Source organism: Pseudomonas sp. NFACC04-2, assembly GCF_900119265.1.
Taxonomy (GTDB): Bacteria; Pseudomonadota; Gammaproteobacteria; order Pseudomonadales; family Pseudomonadaceae; genus Aquipseudomonas; species Aquipseudomonas fluorescens_AA.
The window spans coordinates 192,188-211,309 of sequence record NZ_FPJC01000011.1 but is presented as its reverse complement, the minus strand read 5'-3'; the positions used below and the strand labels follow the sequence as shown (position 1 = coordinate 211,309).

18 protein-coding genes and 1 pseudogene are annotated in these 19,122 nt (G+C 62.3%); 7 read left to right on the top strand and 12 right to left on the bottom strand.

Annotated features, from left to right (window positions below; translation table 11 throughout):
• The 3 genes and pseudogenes from BT125_RS16810 to BT125_RS16800 all read right to left on the bottom strand — a co-directional run.
• Positions 1–232: pseudogene (locus BT125_RS16810) on the bottom strand (hypothetical protein); the annotation flags it as partial.
• A gap of 181 nt (positions 233–413) precedes the next feature.
• Positions 414–809, bottom strand: coding sequence for a YbaN family protein (locus BT125_RS16805; RefSeq protein WP_072408582.1), 396 nt, complete (start codon positions 807–809; stop codon positions 414–416).
• 8 nt (positions 810–817) lie between these two features.
• Complete coding sequence (locus BT125_RS16800) at positions 818–1,405, bottom strand: UPF0149 family protein (protein WP_060738682.1); 588 nt, start codon at positions 1,403–1,405, stop codon at positions 818–820.
• Between the two features lie 439 nt (positions 1,406–1,844).
• Here BT125_RS16800 and recQ point away from each other — a divergent pair, with 439 nt between their 5' ends.
• The 3 genes from recQ to BT125_RS16785 all read left to right on the top strand — a co-directional run bounded on the left by recQ (position 1,845) and on the right by BT125_RS16785 (position 6,610).
• Positions 1,845–3,971, top strand: a complete 2,127-nt coding sequence (recQ, locus tag BT125_RS16795; protein WP_072408580.1) for a DNA helicase RecQ — start codon at positions 1,845–1,847, stop codon at positions 3,969–3,971.
• A 117-nt stretch (positions 3,972–4,088) separates the two neighbouring features.
• Positions 4,089–4,523 (top strand): MarR family transcriptional regulator, encoded by a 435-nt coding sequence (locus tag BT125_RS16790; protein WP_003199001.1) that lies wholly within the window; start codon positions 4,089–4,091, stop codon positions 4,521–4,523.
• A gap of 119 nt (positions 4,524–4,642) precedes the next feature.
• Positions 4,643–6,610 (top strand): FimV/HubP family polar landmark protein, encoded by a 1,968-nt coding sequence (locus BT125_RS16785; protein WP_072408578.1) that lies wholly within the window; start codon positions 4,643–4,645, stop codon positions 6,608–6,610.
• A gap of 142 nt (positions 6,611–6,752) precedes the next feature.
• On the opposite strand, the gene BT125_RS16780 is transcribed toward BT125_RS16785, so the two are convergent.
• Entirely contained in the window at positions 6,753–8,954 is a 2,202-nt protein-coding gene (locus tag BT125_RS16780; RefSeq protein ID WP_072408577.1) for a patatin-like phospholipase family protein, read from the bottom strand.
• A gap of 70 nt (positions 8,955–9,024) precedes the next feature.
• On the opposite strand from BT125_RS16780, the gene BT125_RS16775 reads away from it, so the two are divergent.
• Entirely contained in the window at positions 9,025–9,312 is a 288-nt protein-coding gene (locus BT125_RS16775) for an Rdx family protein (RefSeq protein ID WP_072408576.1), read from the top strand.
• On the opposite strand, the gene BT125_RS16770 is transcribed toward BT125_RS16775, so the two are convergent.
• Entirely contained in the window at positions 9,306–10,196 is an 891-nt protein-coding gene (locus tag BT125_RS16770; protein ID WP_072408575.1) for a DMT family transporter, read from the bottom strand. The two genes, BT125_RS16775 and BT125_RS16770, sit on opposite strands and share 7 nt — an antisense overlap.
• Positions 10,197–10,336: 140 nt before the next feature.
• Positions 10,337–11,086, bottom strand: coding sequence for an AraC family transcriptional regulator (locus BT125_RS16765; RefSeq protein ID WP_072408574.1), 750 nt, complete (start codon positions 11,084–11,086; stop codon positions 10,337–10,339).
• A gap of 134 nt (positions 11,087–11,220) precedes the next feature.
• Between BT125_RS16765 and BT125_RS16760 the strand changes: the two genes are divergently transcribed.
• The gene (locus tag BT125_RS16760; protein ID WP_072408572.1) at positions 11,221–12,039 is read left to right on the top strand and encodes a UDP-2,3-diacylglucosamine diphosphatase; all 819 of its coding nucleotides are present in this window, start codon (positions 11,221–11,223) and stop codon (positions 12,037–12,039) included.
• A gap of 147 nt (positions 12,040–12,186) precedes the next feature.
• Here BT125_RS16760 and BT125_RS16755 read toward each other — a convergent pair whose 3' ends face one another.
• Entirely contained in the window at positions 12,187–12,774 is a 588-nt protein-coding gene (locus BT125_RS16755) for an HD domain-containing protein (RefSeq protein ID WP_072408570.1), read from the bottom strand.
• Between the two features lie 12 nt (positions 12,775–12,786).
• Positions 12,787–13,098 carry an Mpo1-like protein gene (locus tag BT125_RS16750; RefSeq protein ID WP_072408568.1) on the bottom strand — a complete coding sequence of 104 codons (312 nt, stop codon included), beginning with the start codon at positions 13,096–13,098 and terminating at the stop codon, positions 12,787–12,789.
• A gap of 139 nt (positions 13,099–13,237) precedes the next feature.
• On the opposite strand from BT125_RS16750, the gene BT125_RS16745 reads away from it, so the two are divergent.
• Complete coding sequence (locus BT125_RS16745) at positions 13,238–14,299, top strand: AraC family transcriptional regulator (RefSeq protein WP_072408566.1); 1,062 nt, start codon at positions 13,238–13,240, stop codon at positions 14,297–14,299.
• Here BT125_RS16745 and BT125_RS16740 read toward each other — a convergent pair.
• Complete coding sequence (locus BT125_RS16740) at positions 14,256–15,710, bottom strand: TrkH family potassium uptake protein (protein WP_072408564.1); 1,455 nt, start codon at positions 15,708–15,710, stop codon at positions 14,256–14,258. The two genes, BT125_RS16745 and BT125_RS16740, sit on opposite strands and share 44 nt — an antisense overlap.
• A gap of 119 nt (positions 15,711–15,829) precedes the next feature.
• Here BT125_RS16740 and BT125_RS16735 point away from each other — a divergent pair, with 119 nt between their 5' ends.
• Positions 15,830–16,393: an NAD(P)H nitroreductase gene (locus BT125_RS16735; protein WP_072408562.1), complete on the top strand. Its 564-nt coding sequence runs from the start codon at positions 15,830–15,832 to the stop codon at positions 16,391–16,393.
• Between the two features lie 125 nt (positions 16,394–16,518).
• Here the strand turns inward: BT125_RS16735 and BT125_RS16730 are convergent, their stop codons facing one another.
• The 3 genes from BT125_RS16730 to phhA form a co-directional block, all read right to left on the bottom strand.
• Complete coding sequence (locus tag BT125_RS16730) at positions 16,519–17,712, bottom strand: amino acid aminotransferase (protein WP_072408560.1); 1,194 nt, start codon at positions 17,710–17,712, stop codon at positions 16,519–16,521.
• Positions 17,712–18,068, bottom strand: a complete 357-nt coding sequence (locus tag BT125_RS16725) for a 4a-hydroxytetrahydrobiopterin dehydratase (protein WP_003184087.1) — start codon at positions 18,066–18,068, stop codon at positions 17,712–17,714. The genes BT125_RS16730 and BT125_RS16725 overlap by 1 nt, the downstream gene beginning before the upstream one ends.
• A 99-nt stretch (positions 18,069–18,167) precedes the next feature.
• The gene (gene phhA / locus BT125_RS16720; RefSeq protein ID WP_053120239.1) at positions 18,168–18,953 is read right to left on the bottom strand and encodes a phenylalanine 4-monooxygenase; all 786 of its coding nucleotides are present in this window, start codon (positions 18,951–18,953) and stop codon (positions 18,168–18,170) included.
• Positions 18,954–19,122: the final 169 nt, after the last annotated feature.

The window sequence follows — 19,122 nt, the reverse complement described above, 5'->3', positions numbered from 1 at the left end:
CGTCATTGACATACAGGTCGACTCGATCCCAAGCCTCCAGCGCCCAGGCGTGACGCTGCATCTCCACCAACGGGTCAATCAAGCATTCGAGCCCCTGAGGCTGGTCGTCGTAAAGGCTTTTGGGGATACCGCCATCGGCGAGCTCCGTCGGTTTCACTGGCGTGATCCAACCCGGAATGATCACAGGGTACAGGACGAATAATTCGTCCAAGGTGGAGGATTGGATATCCATTGGCTTCTCCTGGCAGGTGACGGGCGTGAGCCGCTTTGGCACGGTTATCACACGCCAGGGCGAGGAGACTGGCTACTGTCGGAACTTACAGGTGAGGTCGATTCAGGACGAATGGCAGGCTAGTGATTGAGTGCGAAAACATGCCTGAAACAGTGATTCGCCGGGAGGCGAAGGCAACTTTTCAAGGTTTGCGCAGGGTTTTTTGCTTGAGAATGTAGACCGTCACCAACACCGCACTGGTGAGCATGAATCCCCGTGCCCACGGCAGCGGTACCAGGTAGCAGGACAGCAGGATGCTCGCCCACATCAATCCGATGGCATAGACCTTGCCCTTGAGGGGGATGCCGTTGCCGCTAAGGTAATCGCTGATCCACGGGCCGAGGCGGGGATGTTCGACCAGCCATCGGTAGAAGCGCGGCGAACTGCGGGCGAAGCAGGCCGCGGCCAGCAGCAGGAAGGGGGTGGTGGGCAATACCGGAACGAAGATGCCGATGACTCCCAGCACCACGCTCAGCCAGCCGATGGCCAGTAGAGCGTAACGCAGGATCAGCGGGCGGTTGCCGACTGGCGAGGGCACCCGCTCGCTCAGTGGTGGCGAGGCTTGAGGATCGCCGGTTTCTCGTCCGGGGCGTTGCACAGCAGGTACAAGGCGGTGAGGGCTTCGGGGATCTGGACGATCATGTCGTCCATCAGGTTCGCGTCGGCGGCGATGTCGGAAAATTCCGGTTGCTCATCGAACAGGCCGGAACCCACCATGATCGGCAGCAGCATTTCGCTGACTTCCTCTTCGGCGGTTTCGAACCAGGCGGCTTCGCGCAGGAACACGCCTTCCATGAAACCGATGCACCAGCCACGCAGCTCCGAATCGTCCGGGTCATCGCCCAGGTCCAGTTCGCACGGCAGTTCGAATTCTTCGTCGGAAGCCAGTTGACGGGCGATGTGGGCCTTGAGGCCGACCAGGGTGGCTTCGATTTCGGCGCGCTGGGCTTCGTCGCTGTAATGCGGCTCCTCGGCGAACAGGGCGTCGATCCACTCACGATCCGGCACCGTTTCGGCGCAGATCGACAGGGCGGTCAGATAGCCGTGAGCGGCCACGTAGTCCAGCGCTTCCTCGTGCAGCTCATCGGCGTCGAGGAAGACTTGCAGGCGGGTCAGTTGCTCAGCGAAGGACATTACGGGCTACCTTGGGGAATAAACAATGCGGGAATTCTAGGCCTTCTTGAGCGCCCAGGCCAGCCGCGTGGTGTATTTGCCTCTCGGAGGCCTGGGGGCGGATACAAATGCGGGGGGCACCGCAAAGCAAATGTGGGAGCGAGCTTGCTCGCGATGAGGGGGGTACATTCCACATCTTCTCAAAATGACCCGCCGCTATCGCGAGCAAGCTCGCTCCCACAGGGACTTGTGACAACACAAGCCCTGTGTTGGCCACCCCAGCCGCAAGCACCTCTTGTCAGCAGCCCCCTTCGCAGCGAAGGCCTCGGGTATACTGCCGCGTTTTGTGATGCCCTGCGGCGTCCCGCCGGTTCGAAACGCGCACTTACGATTTGCCGGTGCGGCGCTTGCGATTCTGAACCAGCCTTGCAGGGATGTTTCGGTGATTTTTGGAGTTTCTATGCTCGAACAGGCTCAACGCGTCCTCAAGGACATCTTCGGCTACGACAGTTTCCGTGGCCGCCAGGGTGCCATTATTGAGCGCGTGGCCAGCGGTGGCGATGCCTTGGTGCTCATGCCCACCGGCGGCGGCAAATCCTTGTGCTTCCAGGTTCCGGCGCTGCTGCGCAACGGCCTGGCGGTGGTGGTTTCGCCGCTGATCGCGCTGATGGACGACCAGGTCGCGACCCTCGAGGAACTGGGGGTTGCCGCCGCTTCGCTGAACTCCACCCTCAGTGCCGAGCAACAGCGGGACCTGGCGACGCGGATCAAGGGCGGCGAAGTGAAAATGTTGTACCTGGCCCCGGAACGCCTGGTGCAGCCGCGCATGCTGGCGTTCCTGCAGAGCCTGGAAATCGCCCTGTTCGCCATCGACGAAGCCCACTGCGTATCTCAATGGGGCCACGATTTCCGGCGTGAATACCTGCAACTGGGGCAATTGGCGGAACTGTTCCCCGACGTGCCGCGCATCGCCCTGACCGCCACCGCCGACAAACGCACCCGCGAGGAAATCGTCGAGCGCCTGCACTTGCAGGATGCCGAGCGGTTCCTGTCCAGCTTCGACCGTCCCAACATTTTCTACCGCATCGTGCCCAAGGAGCAGCCACGCAAGCAACTGCTGGCGTTCCTTGCCGAGCGCCGCAGCGATGCCGGCATTGTCTATTGCCTGTCGCGAAAAAAGGTCGATGAAGTGGCGGCATTCCTGTGTGAGCAGGGATTCCCGGCGTTGCCGTATCACGCTGGCCTGCCCAACGACCTGCGGGCCTATCACCAGAAGCGCTTCCTCAATGAGGAAGGCCTGATCATGGTGGCTACCGTGGCGTTCGGCATGGGCATCGACAAGCCCAACGTGCGTTTTGTCGCTCACCTGGACTTGCCCAAGTCCCTCGAGGCGTACTACCAGGAAACCGGGCGTGCCGGCCGTGATGGCTTGCCGGCCGACGCCTGGATGGCCTATGGCTTGCAAGACGTGGTGATGCTCAAGCAGATGCTGCAGAACTCCGAAGGCGATGAGCGCCACAAGCGCCTGGAGCAGCACAAGCTCGACGCCATGCTCTCGCTGTGCGAAGAAACCCGCTGCCGGCGCCAGACCCTGCTGGCCTATTTCGACGAAGACATGCCCCAGCCTTGCGGGCACTGTGACAACTGCGTCGATGGCGTGGAAACCTGGGACGCCACCGAACCGGCCCGCCAGGCCTTGTCGGCGATTTTCCGTACCGGCCAGCGCTATGGCGTCGGGCACCTGGTGGACGTGTTGCTGGGCAAGGACAACGAGAAGGTCCGCAACTTCGGCCACCAGCACCTCTCAGTGTTCGGCGTGGGCAAGGCGCGCACCGAGGGTGAGTGGCGCTCATTGTTCCGACAGCTGGTGGCCCGCGGCCTGGCAGACATTGACCTGGAAGGCTACGGCGGCCTGCGCTTGTCCGAGACCTGCCGGCCCTTGCTCAAGGGCGAGGTTACCCTTGAACTGCGCCGCGACCTCAAGCCGGCAACGGCGATCAAGAGTAGCAAGAGCCAGGCCAGCCAATTGGTCCGTGGCGAAGAGCGCGATCAATGGGAAGCCTTGCGCGCCTTGCGTCGCAAGCTGGCCGAGGAACATGGCGTGCCGCCGTACGTCATCTTCCCCGATTCGACGCTGCTGGAAATGCTCCGCAGCCAGCCCACCTCCCTGGCGGAAATGGCCCGGGTCAGCGGCGTGGGAGCGCGCAAGCTGGAGCGTTATGGCGAAGCCTTCCTCCAGGTCCTGGGGGGCGAGGTCGAAGCGCCGAAAGCCGTGGCCGATGTGCGCCACGAGCTCATCACGCTGGCCCGGGCCGGCATGACACCGTTGCAGATCGCCGGGCAATTGCAGTGCTCGGAGAAAAACGTCTACACGATGCTGGCCGAGGCCATCGGCAAACAGCAGTTGTCCCTGGAACAGGCATTGGACTTGCCCGAGGAACTGATGGGCGAGGTACAGGACGCATTCCTGGACGGCGAAGGCGAATTACCGCCGGTGTCCGAAGTCGCCGCGTTGTTTGTCGGACGGGTGCCCGAAGGTGTGCTGTATTGCGTCAGGGCTGCGTTGCAGTCGGAATTTGAAGTCTGATCAGTGAGTTGCGCTCCTTTAACGATTCAGTACAAGGCGAACCTTGCTTGAATCCAAAGCTCATGCTTAGCTGACTAATAATTAGTTTTTCTCTATTTCAGATCTGATGAGTTTTTTATGCCGTTAACCGATCAACACCGTTTTGGCATGCAGTTGGCGCAAATGTCTCGAGGCTGGCGCGCCGAACTGGACCGCCGCCTGGCCGGGCTGGGCCTGTCACAGGCGCGCTGGCTGGTGCTGCTGCACCTGGCCCGTTTCGAACAGGCGCCGACCCAGCGTGAACTGGCCCAGAGTGTCGCCGTCGAAGGCCCGACACTGGCCCGGTTGCTCGACAGCCTGGAGACCCAGGGGCTGGTGCAGCGCCAGGCTGTGGCCGAAGACCGTCGGGCCAAGAAAATCGTGCTCTGCGCACCGGCCCTACCGTTGATCGAACAGATCGAAACCATTGCCACGCAATTGCGGCGGGAGCTGTTCGAAGGTGTCGACGAGGCCGACATGCGCGTGTGCATGCGGGTCCACGGCACGATCCTGGCTAACCTGGAAAAATCCTGAGGCAGATCCCTGGCGTCAGACTTTTGAGATTCGCCGGTTAGCGAACTATAACCAGTAGTAAGCGTTCCTAATGGAAGCGTTTACGCTGCGGTTGGTTCTGGTAATCGAAAGGGATGCCCATGCTTGAAAGTTTGCAGTCCACGTTGCGCAGTTGGGTCAACGTGTCGATCGTCGTGGGTGCCCTGGGGTTTCCGGCCTTGGCGTCAGCCTTGGGCCTTGGCGAAATCACGCTCCATTCCGCCCTGAACCAGCCGTTGCGCGCCGATATCGCCCTGGTCGATGTGGCAGGGATCGGTGAAGGGGATCTGTCGGCCAGCCTGGCGAGCCCGGACGACTTCAGTCGTGCGGGTGTGGAGCGGGTGTTCTTTCTCAGCAACCTGCGCTTTACGCCGGTATGGCGTGGTGAGCGCAGTTTCATTCGGGTGACGTCCAGCAAACCGGTGGAAGAACCCTTTCTCAATTTCCTGGTGCAGCTCAATCAGCCCAATGGGCGCCTGCTGCGCGAATACACCGTGCTGATCGACCCACCGGGCTCACCGGGTATAGTGCCGGCCCGTGACGAACCGTCCACGGCCCCGCAGTCTGCGACGCCGAGCCAGGCCACCCCGGCCATCAAGCCGCCCCCGGCGGTACAGGGCAAGCGTTATACGGTCGTGCAGGGAGACAACCCTTGGGTGATTGCCCAGCGCCTGCATGACGCCGGCAGCAACGCGTCGGTCAATGAGTTGATGCAAGGGATCCGGGCCCTGAATCCCGGCAGCGACCGGCTCTCCATCGGCCAGCGCCTGTTACTGCCCGACTCGGCCGTGCTGCCGACATCGGCGGCATCCACCGCTGGCCAGGCCTCCGCCGCGTCCGATGAGCCGTTGGCCGCCAGCGTGCTGCAGAACCAGGAGCAACAGAAGACCATCGAGGCTCTGCAGGCGCGGCTCCAGGCCCAGGACGAGGAAATCGCCGGTCAGCGCAAGCAGATCAGCGAATTGCAAACCCGGCTGGCCGAGACTCCAGCCCCTGTTGCGTCGGCGCAACCGCAAACGACGCAGCCTGCGTCGGAGCCGGCTACGGACGTCTCCCCCGAGACCGAACCGGTTGCAGAGCCAGAGGGCATCGATTGGACATGGGTGGCGGGGTTGGTGGCCCTGTTGGGGTTGCTCGCATTGTTACTGTTCATTCGGCGTCGCCAGCAGCAGGCCGAATTGGAACCCATGACCGAGCGCCCCGAGCCGATGCTGGAAGCGGGTGACGAAACCTTCGCATCCATCCCCGACACGGAGCCGTCCGAGGCCGCGAACTCGTTCAACAACGGTGATGCGCCCCAGGGGGATGTGCTGGAGGGTGTCGGGATCTACCTGACCTACGGCCGCTTCACCGAGGCCGCCGGGCTGTTGCGCGCGGCATTGCTGGCCGAACCGGAACGCACCGACCTGGGCCTCAAGTTGTTGGAGGTATTGGGCAAGCAGGGCGATGTCATCGGTTTCCAGGCCCAGGAACATCATCTGCTGGCACAAGGCGTCGATGCCGGGACGCTGGAGGATATCCGCGGGCGCTATCCCAAAGTTGCCTTGATTCCCGCACCGATAGCGGAACAGGCGCAACCCCTGGTACCGGTCCTTGCGCCTGAACGTGAACAGGCACCCAGTGACGAGTTCGAATTGGACCTGGACGCACTGTCCATGGACACCAGCTGGGACCTGGCGGATGACCAGGGCACCCTCGCCGAAGAGAAGCGTGCGACGCCACTGGCCGACAACAGTGTCGAGGGCTTGTCGCTTTCAGGTTTCGACGAACCGGAGTTGCAATGGGAAGCGCCCCTGGAAACCGAGTCGCTGGACGATGATTTCCTCGATGGCTTTGCCGATGAAGAACAGGCGCTGGAATTTGAGCCGCTGGCCCTTGAACCTGCTTCCCTGGATACCCTGTCCCTTGAACCCCAGGCCCCGGAACATTCGGTCAAGCTGGAACAGGCACAGAACTGCATCGACGATGGCGACCTGAAGACCGCCGTCACTCTGCTTGAAGAGCTGCTCGAAGAGGGAGACGAACCCCTCAAGCAGACCGCCCGGGTGCTGCTGGCGGGAATTCGCTAAGAGCCATCGAGGTTTGTAACGGCTGGCCTCATCGCGAGTAAGCTCGCTCCCACAGCAAGCTGCGCCCCCTATGTGGGAGCGAGCTGGCTCGCGGTGACGGCCTGTCAGGCTATCAACCCAGCCCAGGCAAACACCCAACCCCTTAAAACGTCTGCCCCAGGTTCAGGTACACCGCCTGTTCATCGTCGTCGTTAAAGCCATAGCTGAAGTTCAATGGCCCCAGCGGTGTGTCGAAACCGAGGAAAATGCTGGCGGCGTTGATGTAGCCACTGTCGAATTCGTTATCGTTGTTCCAGGCCCGGCCGCGTTCCAGCGAACCGCCGATGTACAACGGGAAATCCAATGGCAGGTAGGCCCGCGGTGTGAGGCGGCGGTAATACACGGCACGCATCAGGCTCATGTTCTGTCCAGATACACCATCTTCGCGAAAGCCCGACAATTGCCGCGCGCCACCGAGCACAAAGCTGGAGGTCACCACCTCCGCAGTGTCCAGGGTGCGGCCGTAACGCCCGCCCAGGATGAAGGTGTCCGGGCCGCTGCTCAGCGCCTTGTCCAGTTTGAATTCCCACTGGCGGTAGCGCTGGTCGGAGCCCAGCCCCGGTTCGTATTGGCGCCAGCTCAGGCCGATGTCTTCCCCTTCATGGGGGAAGTACACGCTGTCGAGGGAGTCGAACGAATACTTGAGTTCGTAGAAACCTTCGTTGAAATTCTCGCTGGGCTGGTCGTGGTCGCCGATGCGTACATCGGCCTTGCCCCAGGCCTGGCCGACACCGAAGCGGATTTCGCCGCTGTTGCCGATCTGGCGGCCCACGTTGAGCCCGAAGCCATAACGTTCGACGCGATACTGGGCCACCGGATCGTTGTCCAGAATAGACTCCACATTGCGGGATTCGAATTGCCCATAGGGGGCGATGAAGTAGCGCGAGCCGACGTCCAATGGCTGGTAGAACTCGCTGTACAACTCCTGCTTGTCGCCGATCTGCGCCCGGGTCAGCCACTCGGCGCCCAGGCGATTGATGCCGTTGACCCGATAGCTGGCCCCCAGGTTGAAAGCGCTGTCGCCGCGCATATCGTCCGACAGGCTCAGCCCCAGCCGCAGATAGTCGGTGCCGGTGCGTCGGCCCCGGGCGCTGATCACCAAGGTGTGGTCCGGGCCCTTGTGGACCACGCGGTATTGCACCTGTTCGAAGTAGTCCAGGCCGTACAGCGTGCCCATGTCGGTCTGCAGGCGTCCCAGGTCCAGCGGCTCGCCGATCTGCTGGCGAATGTAGTAGCGAATCACATCATCGCCAACTTTCGAGTCGTTCTCTACGCGAATGGCAGTGATGACCGGTGTGCGTTCGCTGGGGGCGCGCGCGGCCATGAGTTCGGCGTCGGGCGCCTCGGGCGGGCGTAGCGGGGCCAGGCGTGCCTCCAGTACCCGGGTGGCGCGATAGCCAGCGTCGATCATGTCCCGGGCCCGGCCGAAGTCGGTGGAGCCGAAGCTCGCCAGGGCCGGCTGGATCAATACGTCGCTTTTTTTCAGGGTAGCCAGTTGTTCTTCGGAGTTGCGCCGGGTCATCAGGGTGGTCGACTGATTCAGCACGTCGACCACCGTGACCAGTTGCTTGCGGGTGCGCAGCGGCGTGCCGATGTCGACCACGATGGCCACGTCCACGCCCATGTCCCGGGCCACATCCAGCGGGATATTGTCGGCCATGCCGCCGTCCACCAGCAGCCGACCGTCCAGCTCCACCGGGGCGAACACCGCTGGGATCGACATGCTGGCGCGAATGACCTTGGGCAGGTGACCTTTGCGGAACACGACTTTTTCGCCGGTGGCGATGTCGGTGGCGACGGCGCGAAACGGGATCGGCAGTTTGTCGAAGTCCCGCGTGTCGCTGGCGTGGGCCAGCAGGCTTTCGAGCAGCAGGGCCAGGTTCTGGCCCTGGATGACCCCCAAGGGCAGGCCGAGGCTGCCGTCGTCACGAAAGCTCAGTTTCTGTTTCACCAGGAAGTCGCGGTCATCCTGCTTGCGCCGGAACGGCACGTCCTTGCGTGGCGGCGCATCGGACAAGGCCTGTTGCCAGTCGATGCCCAGGGCGAGCTTTTCCAGTTCGTCGATCTTGTAGCCCGAGGCATACAGCCCGCCGATCACCGCGCCCATGCTGGTGCCGGCGATGGCATCGATCTTGATGCCTTGCTCCTCCAGGGCCTTGAGCACGCCGATGTGGGCCAGGCCCCGCGCCGCGCCGCCGGATAGCACCAGGCCGACTTTCGGGCGGGGCGCTTCGACGGCGGGTTCGTTGGCATGGCCGGACAGGGGCAACAGCAACAGAAGCAGGAGGGGGAGCAGGCGGCGCATCGTCTATCTCGGGGTGGGCGATCAAAGGCAGGTATTATAACGACGCCTTCGAACCCAGGAGTCACCCGCAATGACCGAACACAAGCCGGAAGTCGTCATCACGTATTGCACTCAGTGCCAATGGCTGCTGCGCGCCGCCTGGCTGGCCCAGGAACTGCTCAGCACCTTCGGCGACGACCTGGGCAAAGTGTCCCTGGTGCCGGGCACCGGCGGTGTGTTCCACATCAGTTGCGACGGTGTGCAAATCTGGGAGCGCAAGGTCGATGGCGGTTTTCCCGAGGCCAAGGTCCTCAAGCAGCGGGTCCGCGACCGGATCGACCCGGAGCGGGACCTGGGCCACAACGACCGGGTTCAGTGAGACGCGGCTTGGGCACCGACACCCGGTTTCTTCGAACCGCCCAGCTGGCTCGAGATCACGATGGCCGCGATGATCACCACGCCGCCCAGTAGCATGCGCAGCGTCGGGCGTTCGTCGAACAGCCACCAGGCCATGGCGATGCCGTAGACCGGTTCCATGGCGAAGACCACCGCCGCCGTGCGGGCCTTGATCACCGCCAGGCTGGCGACGAACAGGCTGTGGGCCAGGCCGGTGCAGAACACGCCGAGCAAGCCGATCCACAACCAGTCGAGGGGGCGAACGTCGTTCAGTTGTGGCGCGGCCATCGGCAACAGGCACAACCCGACCACCACGTTCTGGCACAGCGCGGCCTGTACGGGCGGTACATGCGCGGAGCCTGCACGGTTGGTCAATGACAAAAGGGAAAACAACAGCCCCGACGCCACGGCCCACAGCAGGCCGGTGGTGGCACCGCTGGCCAGGTCGAAGTTCGGCGTGACCAACACCAAGCCGATGCTCACCAGCACCACCAGCCAGATTTCATTGGCGCGAATCCGCTCGCGGAAGATCAGCCCCTCGAGCAATACCGTGAAGGCCGGGAAACTGGCGAACCCCAGCGTGGCGACCGCCACGCCGGCCACCTTCACGGCGATGAAGAAACTCACCCAGTGCCCGGCCAGCAACAGGCCGCCCAGCAGCAATCGCCGGCCATCCTGTGCCCGCAGTTTCTGCCAGCGACTGCTGCTGGCGAACCGGGCGAACACCGCCAGGGCCAGCACGGCGAAGACGGCGCGACCGAACACGATGACCGTGGGCGAAGCCGCGGCGAGTTTGCCGAAGACACCGGTCAGGCCAAACATGAGTGCACCAATGTGCAGGGCGCCGAGGGCGGTACGGGGCGTCATTTCAATCCTTTCAACAAATAAGACAAACCTGCGGATAAACACCAGTCCTGTAGGAGTTGCACTCGTCAGCTCCTACAGGACATTTAAGCGTTTGGTAGGAGGCTGTGTCTGTCGCGATCCTAGCGATTTTTAGCGCGCATCTAGCGCTGACGCCGCAGCTTGCCCGGCGAGGCGCCGAATTCCCGCAGCACCGCCGCGGCGAAAGCACTCTGGGAGTTGTAGCCTACCCGGTGGGCGATCTCACCGATGGGCAGGTCCGAATCGCGCAGCAACGTCACCGCCTGGTGCAAGCGGCGGCTGCGGATGTACTCCATCGGGGTTTGCCCGCATTCGGCGACGAAGCGTGCGTGCAGGCGGGCGCTGGAAAGGCCGGCGACCCGTGCCAGGTCCGCCACTTGCAACGGGTAGGCGGCGTTCTGGTCGATGTGGGCGTTGAGCGCGGCGTAGGGCAGGCGCCGGCCCCCGAGGGAGCGCTGGCTAACGCCATTGAGACTCGCCAGCAGCAGCACCGCGCCTTGCTGGGCGATCACCGGGTCGTCCACCGGGCTGCCCGCCAGCCAACTGACCAACTGGCTTTGTCCCGCGTCCAGGGGCAGGCGAGCGGTGTCGTCGAGCAAGCGGCGGCTGGCGTCGGCGTGATCCCCCAGGCATTGCCCGACCCAATCGTCACTGGGCACATCCAGCACCAGGCAGCGACTGCCCTGGGGACTGCCGCAGGCATGATGGGCACCGGCGGGTATTACCACGAAACTCTGCTGCACCACCTGGCTGCCACGCCCTTCGACCTCGAAATCCAGCGCGCCGGACAACCCGAACACCAGTTGCGCGTGATCGTGGCTGTGGACAATCAAATCGTGGCTGTAGTGGCGTAGCGTGAGGATCGGTCTCATCGCGGTCTCCCGTGTCAGGCCGCCAGCATACACCGAGGGCACACCGCCCCGCGCTGTCATGCAATGGACTTGTGTTTGTCATGGGTCATTAACCACTGGCGTGCACAGTGGCGAAAACGATAGAGGGTTGCCCAATGACCAGCGCCGAGCTCGCCAAACCCAGCCGCAAGCAGCGTGTTCGCACCCTGTGGATTTCCGATGTGCACCTGGGTACCCGGGATTGCCAGGCCGAGCACTTGTCGCAGTTTCTCAAGGGCTACCACGCCGACAAGATCTACTTGGTGGGTGACATCATCGATGGTTGGAAACTGCGCGGTGGCATGTATTGGCCCCAGGCCCACACCAACGTCATTCGTCGCTTGCTGACCATGAGCAAGCGCGGTACCGAAGTGATCTACGTCACCGGCAACCATGACGAATTCCTGCGGCGTTATTCGAAGCTGATCCTGGGCAATATTCAGTTGGTGGACGAAGCGGTGCACGTCACCGCCGATGGTCGGCACTTGTTGGTGATCCATGGCGACCAGTTCGATGTCATCACCCGTTACCACCGCTGGCTGGCATTCCTTGGAGATTCGGCCTACGAGTTCACCCTCACGCTGAACCGCTGGCTCAACCATTGGCGTGCCCGTTATGGCTATGGCTACTGGTCGTTGTCGGCGTACCTCAAGCACAAGGTCAAGACCGCCGTCAGTTTCATCAGCGATTTCGAAGAAGCCATCGCCCACGAGTGTGTGAAGCGCGAACTGCATGGTGTGGTCTGTGGGCATATCCACCACGCCGAGATACGCATGGTGGGCGAGGTGCAATACCTCAATTGTGGCGATTGGGTCGAATCCTGCACGGCGCTGATCGAGCATTGGGATGGGTCGATCGAGTTGTATCGGCTGGCGGAAGCCCAGGCGCGCGAAGCGTTGCTCAAGGCTGAGTTGAAAGTGGCCGAGCCGGTTTAGACCGGTCTGATGCTTTCGCAAGCAAACATATAACCCCCTGTGGCGAGGGAGCTTGCTCCCGCTGGGCTGCGCAGCAGCCCCCAAAAACAGGGCGGCTTCGCCACCCAGCGGGAGCAAGCTCCCTCGCCACGGGTTTTGCTGTGTCTGTCAGGCCGGTATGTCAGCCATCGCCGCCTTGTAGATCGATTGCTTCGGCGTGGCAAAGACCCTTTCCAGCATCGGCTCGAAGAAACTCAACGGCAGGGTGTCGTATTCGGCATCGAAGGCCGCCGCGTCGTACTTCGCACAGAAATCAATGGTCGCCTGGTATTGCGGATGGCCACTGAATTGCTCGCGCAGGTGCCGGTCCATGCCCAGGTGATGGAAGAAGTAATAGCCCTGGAAAACCCCATGCTTCTCCACCATCCACAAGTTTTCGGCGCTGACGAAGGGTTTGAGGATCGCCGCGGCGATGTCCGGGTGGTTGTATGAACCCAAGGTGTCGCCGATGTCGTGGAGCAGGGCGCAGACCACATATTCCTCGTCCCGCCCGTCACGGTAGGCGCGGGTGGCGGTTTGCAGGGAATGAGTCAGGCGATCCACCGGGAACCCGCCGAAATCGCCGTCCAGCAGCTTCAAGTGGGCCATAATCCGGCCCGGCAATTGCCGCGCATAGGCGCTGAAGTCGGCCGCGATGATCGCCCAGTCTTGCTGGGTGCCTTCTTCCATGTGGGTAAAGCGCGCGTGGTTGCTCATCGGCAGTCCTTATTAGAACGCGACCTTGCCCAGCAGCATGTCGCGGTACATGACGAAGTCGCCGAGCAGGCTGTAGAGCGGATGCTGGAAGGTGGCGGGACGGTTCTTTTCGAAGAAGAAGTGCCCGACCCAGGCGAAGCCGTAGCCGGCCACGGGCAGGGCGAGCCACAGCCACCCGTTACCCACGACGAGAGCGAGGGCTAGCACCAGGATAACCAGGGAGGTGCCGATGAAATGCAATCGTCGGCAGGTGCTGTTGCTGTGTTCGCTGAGGTAATGCGGGTAGAACTCGGCGAAATTATTGAATCGTTTAGGGTTTTCCACAACGGCTGGCTCTGTGGTTATTGTTCTGCTACTTGAAGTCTAGAGCCATCGACCGCTACGGCCAGTGACAATCAGCGCCACTTTAGTATCCTTCGCAAATCCAGCCGTACCCTGCGGCTCGTCATGCAAGTAAAACGTCATGAGCGAACGAACCACTTCTTCAAGCTGGGCGATGGGGATTGTCAAGGCGTTGGAAATGGACGGCCTGGATTGTCGGGTGCTGTTCAAGCAACTGGGGCTGGACTTCGATGCGCTGGAGGATCCGGATGCGCGTTTCCCCCAGGACTCGATGACCCGGCTCTGGCAACGTGCCGTGGAATTGTCGGGTAACCCGGCCATTGGCTTGAACATGGGCAAAGTGGTGCGCCCGGCCTCGTTCCATGTGGTTGGTTATGCCTTGATGTCCAGTCGCACCCTGGTGGAGGGTTTCCAACGGCTGGTGCGTTACCAGCGGATCATTGCCGAAAGCGCCGATTTGAGTTTTCGCCAGTTGGAAGGGGGCTACGGGCTGATCCTGACGGTGCATGGCGACCATCTGCCCCCAACCCGTCAAAGTGCCGAAGCGTCCCTGGCCTGTGCGCTGGCCCTGTGCAGTTGGTTGACCGGGCGCACCCTGCACCCGGTGAAGGTGTTGTTCCAGGGCGCGGAGCCGTTGGACCTGGCGCCTTATCACCGAGCCTTCCCCGCGCCGCTGGTGTTTGGCGCGCCTTATGACGCGCTGATCTTTGAGCGGGCCGACATGGAGGCGCCACTGCCGACGGCCAATGAAGCCATGGCACAGCTTCACGACCGGTTTGCCGGGGAGTACCTCGCGCGTTTTTCGGAAAGCCGCGTGACCCACAAGGCGCGACAAGTATTGTGTCGGCTGTTACCCCAGGGCGAACCCAAGCGAGACGTGGTGGCGCAGACGTTGCACCTGTCGCAGCGCACCTTGCAGCGGCGCTTGCAGGAAGAAGGCACCAGTTTCCAGAACCTGCTCGAAGACACCCGTCGTGAACTGGCCGAGCAGTACCTGGCGCAGCCAGGCATGACGCTGCTGGAAATCGCCTACCTGCTGGGGTTCGCCGACCCGAGCAATTTTTTCCGGGCCTTTCGCCGCTGGTTTGACACTACGCCCGGCGAATACCGGGCGCGATTGGCGAGCCAGCCTGAACCGGTCAGTGGCGCCAGAACGCCGGGATACACAGCACGAACACCGTGATGATCTCCAGCCGGCCCAGCAGCATGCCTGCGGACAGAATCCACTTGGCCGCGTCCGGCAGCGGTGCGAAGTTGCCGGCTGGCCCGATGGTTTCCCCCAGCCCCGGGCCGACACCGGATACGGTACTGGCTGCGCCGGTCAGGGCCGTCATCCACTCCACGCCCAGCAACGACAGCAGCAGCGCGATCACGCAGATGGTGATGGCGAAGAAGAACGAGAACGTGAGGATCGAGCGGACGATTTCTTCGTCGAGGCGATGACCGTTGTACTTCTGCTTGATCACCGCACGGGGGTGGATCAGTTGGTTGAGGTTGGCCCGAAGCAGGATGTAGGCGACCTGGAAGCGGAAAATCTTGATCCCGCCAGCCGTCGAGCCCGAACAGCCGCCGACGAACCCCAGGTAGAAGAACAGCATCAAGGAGAAATTGCCCCACAGGCTGTAGTCGCCCAGGGCGAAGCCGGTGGTAGTGACGATGGACGTCACGTTCAGCGCCACGTGCCGCAGCGCGTCCAGCCAATGCAGGTCGGTGGTCGCCCAATACCAGGTGCCGAGTACCAGCCAGGTGACCAGTAGCACGCCGATGAGCCCTTGGACCTGCTGGTCCTTGATCAGCGCCCGGCGATTACCGCGCAGCGTCGAGACATACAGGGCAAACGGCAGGCTGCCGAGGATCATGATGACGATGGCGATCCAGTGCACCGCCGGCTGGGTCCATTTGGCCAGGGACAGGTCCGAGGTGGAGAAACCGCCGGTGGAGATCGCCGACATCGAATGGTTGATGGCATCGAACAGGCTCATCCCGGCCCACCAGAGCGCCAAGGTGCCGAGGATGGTGATGCCCACATAGGACGCCACGATCAATCGCGCCACCATGTGGGACCGGGGCATGACTTTTTCCGAGCGGTCCGACGACTCGGTCTGGAACAGCCGCATGCCACCGATGCGCAACAGCGGCAGGATCGCCACCGCCATGCCGATGAAGCCGATACCGCCGAGCCAGTGCAGCAGCGAGCGCCACATCAGGATGCCCGGGGACATGGTGTCCAGGCCGCTCAGGACGGTGGCGCCGGTGGCGGTGATGCCCGACATGCTTTCGAAGAACGAATCCGTATAGCTGATGTGCTGGGTCAACAGGAAGGGCAGGGCGGCGAAGATACACACCACCAGCCAGCTGCTGACGGTCAGCAGGTACATGTCCCGCGGACGCAGGTGGATGTGTTCCGGGCGCCCGGGAAGCACCAGCGCCAGGCCGGCGACGAAGGTAATCATGCTCGACCAGAGGAACGACGGCAGGTCGCGGGTGCGCTCGAAGACCAATAGGGTGGCCATGGGCACGACCATGAAGATCGCCAGGGTGATCAGGAAGATGCCGATGATGAAACCAATGATCCGCAGGGTCGGCAACGCCATGAAGTCCGCTCGGGCTGTAAAGGGAAGGGCGCCATTCTACCCGCGACAAGCGGCATGTAAACCGGCAGCCGGCGGCGCTTCCCGCTAGAATAGCCAAACATTTTTTCAGGAGGTGGCCGATGCAGGCTCTCGACGCTTTGCTCAATCGTGTTTCTGTCCCGCGCCTGGTGGAACCGGCACCCACGCTGGAACAGCGCGAGGTCATGTTCGCCGCGGCCATGCGGGCGCCGGATCATGGCCAGTTGCGGCCTTGGCGCTTTCTGACAGTCGAGGGGCAGGCGCGGTATCGCATGGGCGAACTGCTGGCCGAAGCGGCGAAGTTCAATGACCCGCTCGTCCCCGAAGCCGTCGTGGAAAAAGCCCTCAACGGCCCATTGCGCGCGCCGCTGGTCGTGGTGGTGATTGCCCGTTTGCAGGACCATTTCAAAATCCCGAAATCCGAGCAACTGCTGGCGGCCGGCTGCGCGGCCCATGGCATCTTGCTGGCTGCGTATGCCCAAGGGGTGGGTGGGGTGTGGCGTACTGGTGAGCTGGCGTATTCGCCGCATGTGGCCAGGGGGCTTGGCCTTGAAGAGGGGGAAGAGGTGATCGGTTTCCTCTACCTGGGCACACCGCAGAAAGAAGCGCGCACCGCGCCGCAAGAAGATGTCGGACAGTTTGTCCGGGAGTGGACGGGCTCGTAGGAGCTGCCGAGCGAAGCGAGGCTGCGATCTTTGCCCAGACACTTGAGTCCCAAGCTAAAGATCAACAGATCGCAGGCTTCGCCAGCTCCTACAGGGAACGGGAGCAAGCTCCCTCGCCACAGGTGTTATCTGCACGCATCCGCAATCGCCTCGGCCAGCAGGTCCAGGCGCGTGGCGTCGATGCCGGCCACGTTGGCCCGGCCGGTGCCGACCATGTAGACACTGTGGCGCTCGCGCAGGTGCTTGACCTGTTCCGGCGTCAGGCCAGTGTAGGAAAACATCCCGCGTTGCACGCCGATATGGGCGAAGCGCTCGCGCAAGCCATGGGATTCGAGGGCTTCCAGCAAACCGCTGCGCAATTGCGCGATGCGCAGGCGCATGGCCTGGACTTCATCGGCCCACAGGCGTTTGAGTTCCGGGTTGTCGAGGATGGTCGCCACCACGGCCGCGCCATGGTCCGGCGGTGTCGACCAGAGGTTGCGGGCGATGTTTGCCAGTTGGCTGCGGATGTCCACCAGCTTCTCGCCATCCTGGGCGCAAACGATCAACGCACCGGTACGATCGCGGTACAAGCCGAAGTTCTTCGAACAGGAACTGGTGACCAGCACTTCCGGCAGGGCCTGGGCAAACAGCCGAACCGCCCAGGCGTCCTGCTCCAACCCATCGCCGAAGCCCTGGTAGGCGAAGTCGATCAGCGGTAGCAGGTCGCGGCTGCGCACCACCTCCAGCACCTGACGCCATTGCTCATGGGACAGGTCGAACCCGGTGGGGTTGTGGCAGCAGGCGTGCAGCAGCACCACATCGCCTTTGGGCGCCTGTTTCAAGGTCGCCAGCATCGCCTCGAAATCCAGGCGATTATCGGCGCCCACATACGGGTAATGGTTGGCCTTGACCCCGGCCGCCGCGAAAATGGTTTCGTGGATCGGCCAGGTCGGGTTGCTCAGCCATACGCCACGGCCCGGCAGGCACTGGGCGATGAAGTCGGCGCTCAGGCGCAGGGCACCGGTGCCGCCCGGTGTCTGGGTGGCGCCAGCACGTTTTTCGCTGATCAACGGTGAGTCGGCGCCCAGCACCAGCTCATTGATCAGTTGGCCGAACGCGGCGTCGCCATGACCGCCGATGTAGGTCTTGGTGGTCTGCCGTTCCACCAATTGCTGCTCGGCCTGTTTCACGGATTGCAGTATCGGCGTCAGGCCCTGGAAGTCTTTGTAGACACCCACGCCCAGGTCGAACTTGTTCGGGTTGCTGTCCGCCCCGTAGGCCTCCATCAGGCCGAGGATCGGGTCGCCGGGGACCCGGCCGATGGCGTCGAAGTGCATTACTTGCGGCCCTCGGCGGTCTTGGCCACGTCATCGGTGCGGGCGGCCATGATGAAGTCGTTGCGGTGCAGGCCCTTGATGGAGTGGCTCCACCAGGTCACGGTGACTTTGCCCCATTCGGTGAGCAGGCCAGGGTGGTGGCCTTCGGCCTCGGAGATCTCGCCGACGGCGTTGGTGAACGCCAGGGCGTGCTTGAAGTTCTTGAACAGGAAAACTTTTTCCAGCTGCATCACGCCGTCGCGCACTTCGATGTTCCAGTCGGGGATCTGCTTGATCAGCACCGGCAGTTCTTCGTCGCTGACTTGCGGGGCATCGGCGCGGCAGGCTTCGCAATGGGCTTGGTTCAGAGTGTTCATGGTGTGTTCCTGGATCGAATATTTGGAAAACGTCGATGCACCCACGCTAAAGCAAAGCGGCGTCGTGCAACAGACTCAATTGGGATTAAAAGAGGCGGTTCACGCCGCTTTTGGTGGGAATTTCGGAGCATGCAAGCCCAGCTCCCGGCCGCGCTTGACCATGCCCATGATGTCTTCGTGAGCCAGGTCGAACAGACGCTTGAGTTCGGGCAGCACGAAATACACCGGCTGCAGGATGTCGATGCGATATGGCGTGCGCATGGCTTCCAGCGGATCGAAGGCCTGATGTTCTGGCTCGTCCGACAGGCAGTACACGGTTTCCTTGGGTGAAGACAGGATGCCGCCGCCATAGATGCGTCGGCCCTGCGGGGTCTGCACCAAGCCGAACTCGATGGTCATCCAGTACAGGCGCGCCAGGTAAACCCGTTCTTCCTTGGACGCTTGTAGGCCGAGTTTGCCGTATGTGTGCGTAAATTCAGCAAACCAAGGGTTGGTCAGCAGCGGGCAGTGGCCGAAGATCTCGTGGAAAATGTCCGGCTCCTGCAGGTAATCCAATTCTTCCCGGGTGCGAATAAAGGTCGCCACAGGAAACTGCTTGCTGGCGAGCAATTCGAAGAAGGTCTGGAAGGGAATCAGCGCTGGCACCCGGGCGACTTGCCAACCTGTGGTCTCGCCCAGCACCTTGTTGATTTCGTCCAGTTGCGGGATACGGTCGTGGGGCAGGCCCAGCTTGTCGATGCCATCCAGGTATTCCTGGCACGCACGGCCTTCGATGACTTTCAGCTGGCGGGTGATCAGCGTGTTCCACACCGCGTGTTCTTCAGCGGTGTAGTGGATAAAACCTTGCGCATCGGGCTCGCGAGCCACGTACTGCGTCTGCTTCATGCTGCTCTCCTGCTGATTTCCCTCAGGGGGATGATGTGTTTGTTGTTATGTCCAGCGATGCAATAGAGATAACGCGAAGCAGCGGCATGTGCAGCACGCTGACAAAGGTGGGTCAGGAGAAAGAAAAGCAAATTCGTAAAGTTTTCGTTACGAATTGACCTGGGCTACG

Coding starts and splice junctions, on each gene's coding strand:
- BT125_RS16725 (WP_003184087.1), bottom strand. CDS start 18,068: ATGAACACTCTGAACCAAGCCCATTGCGAAGCCTGCCGCGCCGATGCC.
- BT125_RS16765 (WP_072408574.1), bottom strand. CDS start 11,086: ATGAGACCGATCCTCACGCTACGCCACTACAGCCACGATTTGATTGTC.
- BT125_RS16730 (WP_072408560.1), bottom strand. CDS start 17,712: ATGCACTTCGACGCCATCGGCCGGGTCCCCGGCGACCCGATCCTCGGC.
- phhA (WP_053120239.1), bottom strand. CDS start 18,953: ATGAAGCAGACGCAGTACGTGGCTCGCGAGCCCGATGCGCAAGGTTTT.
- BT125_RS16770 (WP_072408575.1), bottom strand. CDS start 10,196: ATGACGCCCCGTACCGCCCTCGGCGCCCTGCACATTGGTGCACTCATG.
- BT125_RS16785 (WP_072408578.1), top strand. CDS start 4,643: ATGCTTGAAAGTTTGCAGTCCACGTTGCGCAGTTGGGTCAACGTGTCG.
- BT125_RS16775 (WP_072408576.1), top strand. CDS start 9,025: ATGACCGAACACAAGCCGGAAGTCGTCATCACGTATTGCACTCAGTGC.
- BT125_RS16800 (WP_060738682.1), bottom strand. CDS start 1,405: ATGTCCTTCGCTGAGCAACTGACCCGCCTGCAAGTCTTCCTCGACGCC.
- BT125_RS16735 (WP_072408562.1), top strand. CDS start 15,830: ATGCAGGCTCTCGACGCTTTGCTCAATCGTGTTTCTGTCCCGCGCCTG.
- BT125_RS16740 (WP_072408564.1), bottom strand. CDS start 15,710: ATGGCGTTGCCGACCCTGCGGATCATTGGTTTCATCATCGGCATCTTC.
- BT125_RS16790 (WP_003199001.1), top strand. CDS start 4,089: ATGCCGTTAACCGATCAACACCGTTTTGGCATGCAGTTGGCGCAAATG.
- BT125_RS16760 (WP_072408572.1), top strand. CDS start 11,221: ATGACCAGCGCCGAGCTCGCCAAACCCAGCCGCAAGCAGCGTGTTCGC.
- BT125_RS16745 (WP_072408566.1), top strand. CDS start 13,238: ATGAGCGAACGAACCACTTCTTCAAGCTGGGCGATGGGGATTGTCAAG.
- BT125_RS16780 (WP_072408577.1), bottom strand. CDS start 8,954: ATGCGCCGCCTGCTCCCCCTCCTGCTTCTGTTGCTGTTGCCCCTGTCC.
- BT125_RS16755 (WP_072408570.1), bottom strand. CDS start 12,774: ATGAGCAACCACGCGCGCTTTACCCACATGGAAGAAGGCACCCAGCAA.
- recQ (WP_072408580.1), top strand. CDS start 1,845: ATGCTCGAACAGGCTCAACGCGTCCTCAAGGACATCTTCGGCTACGAC.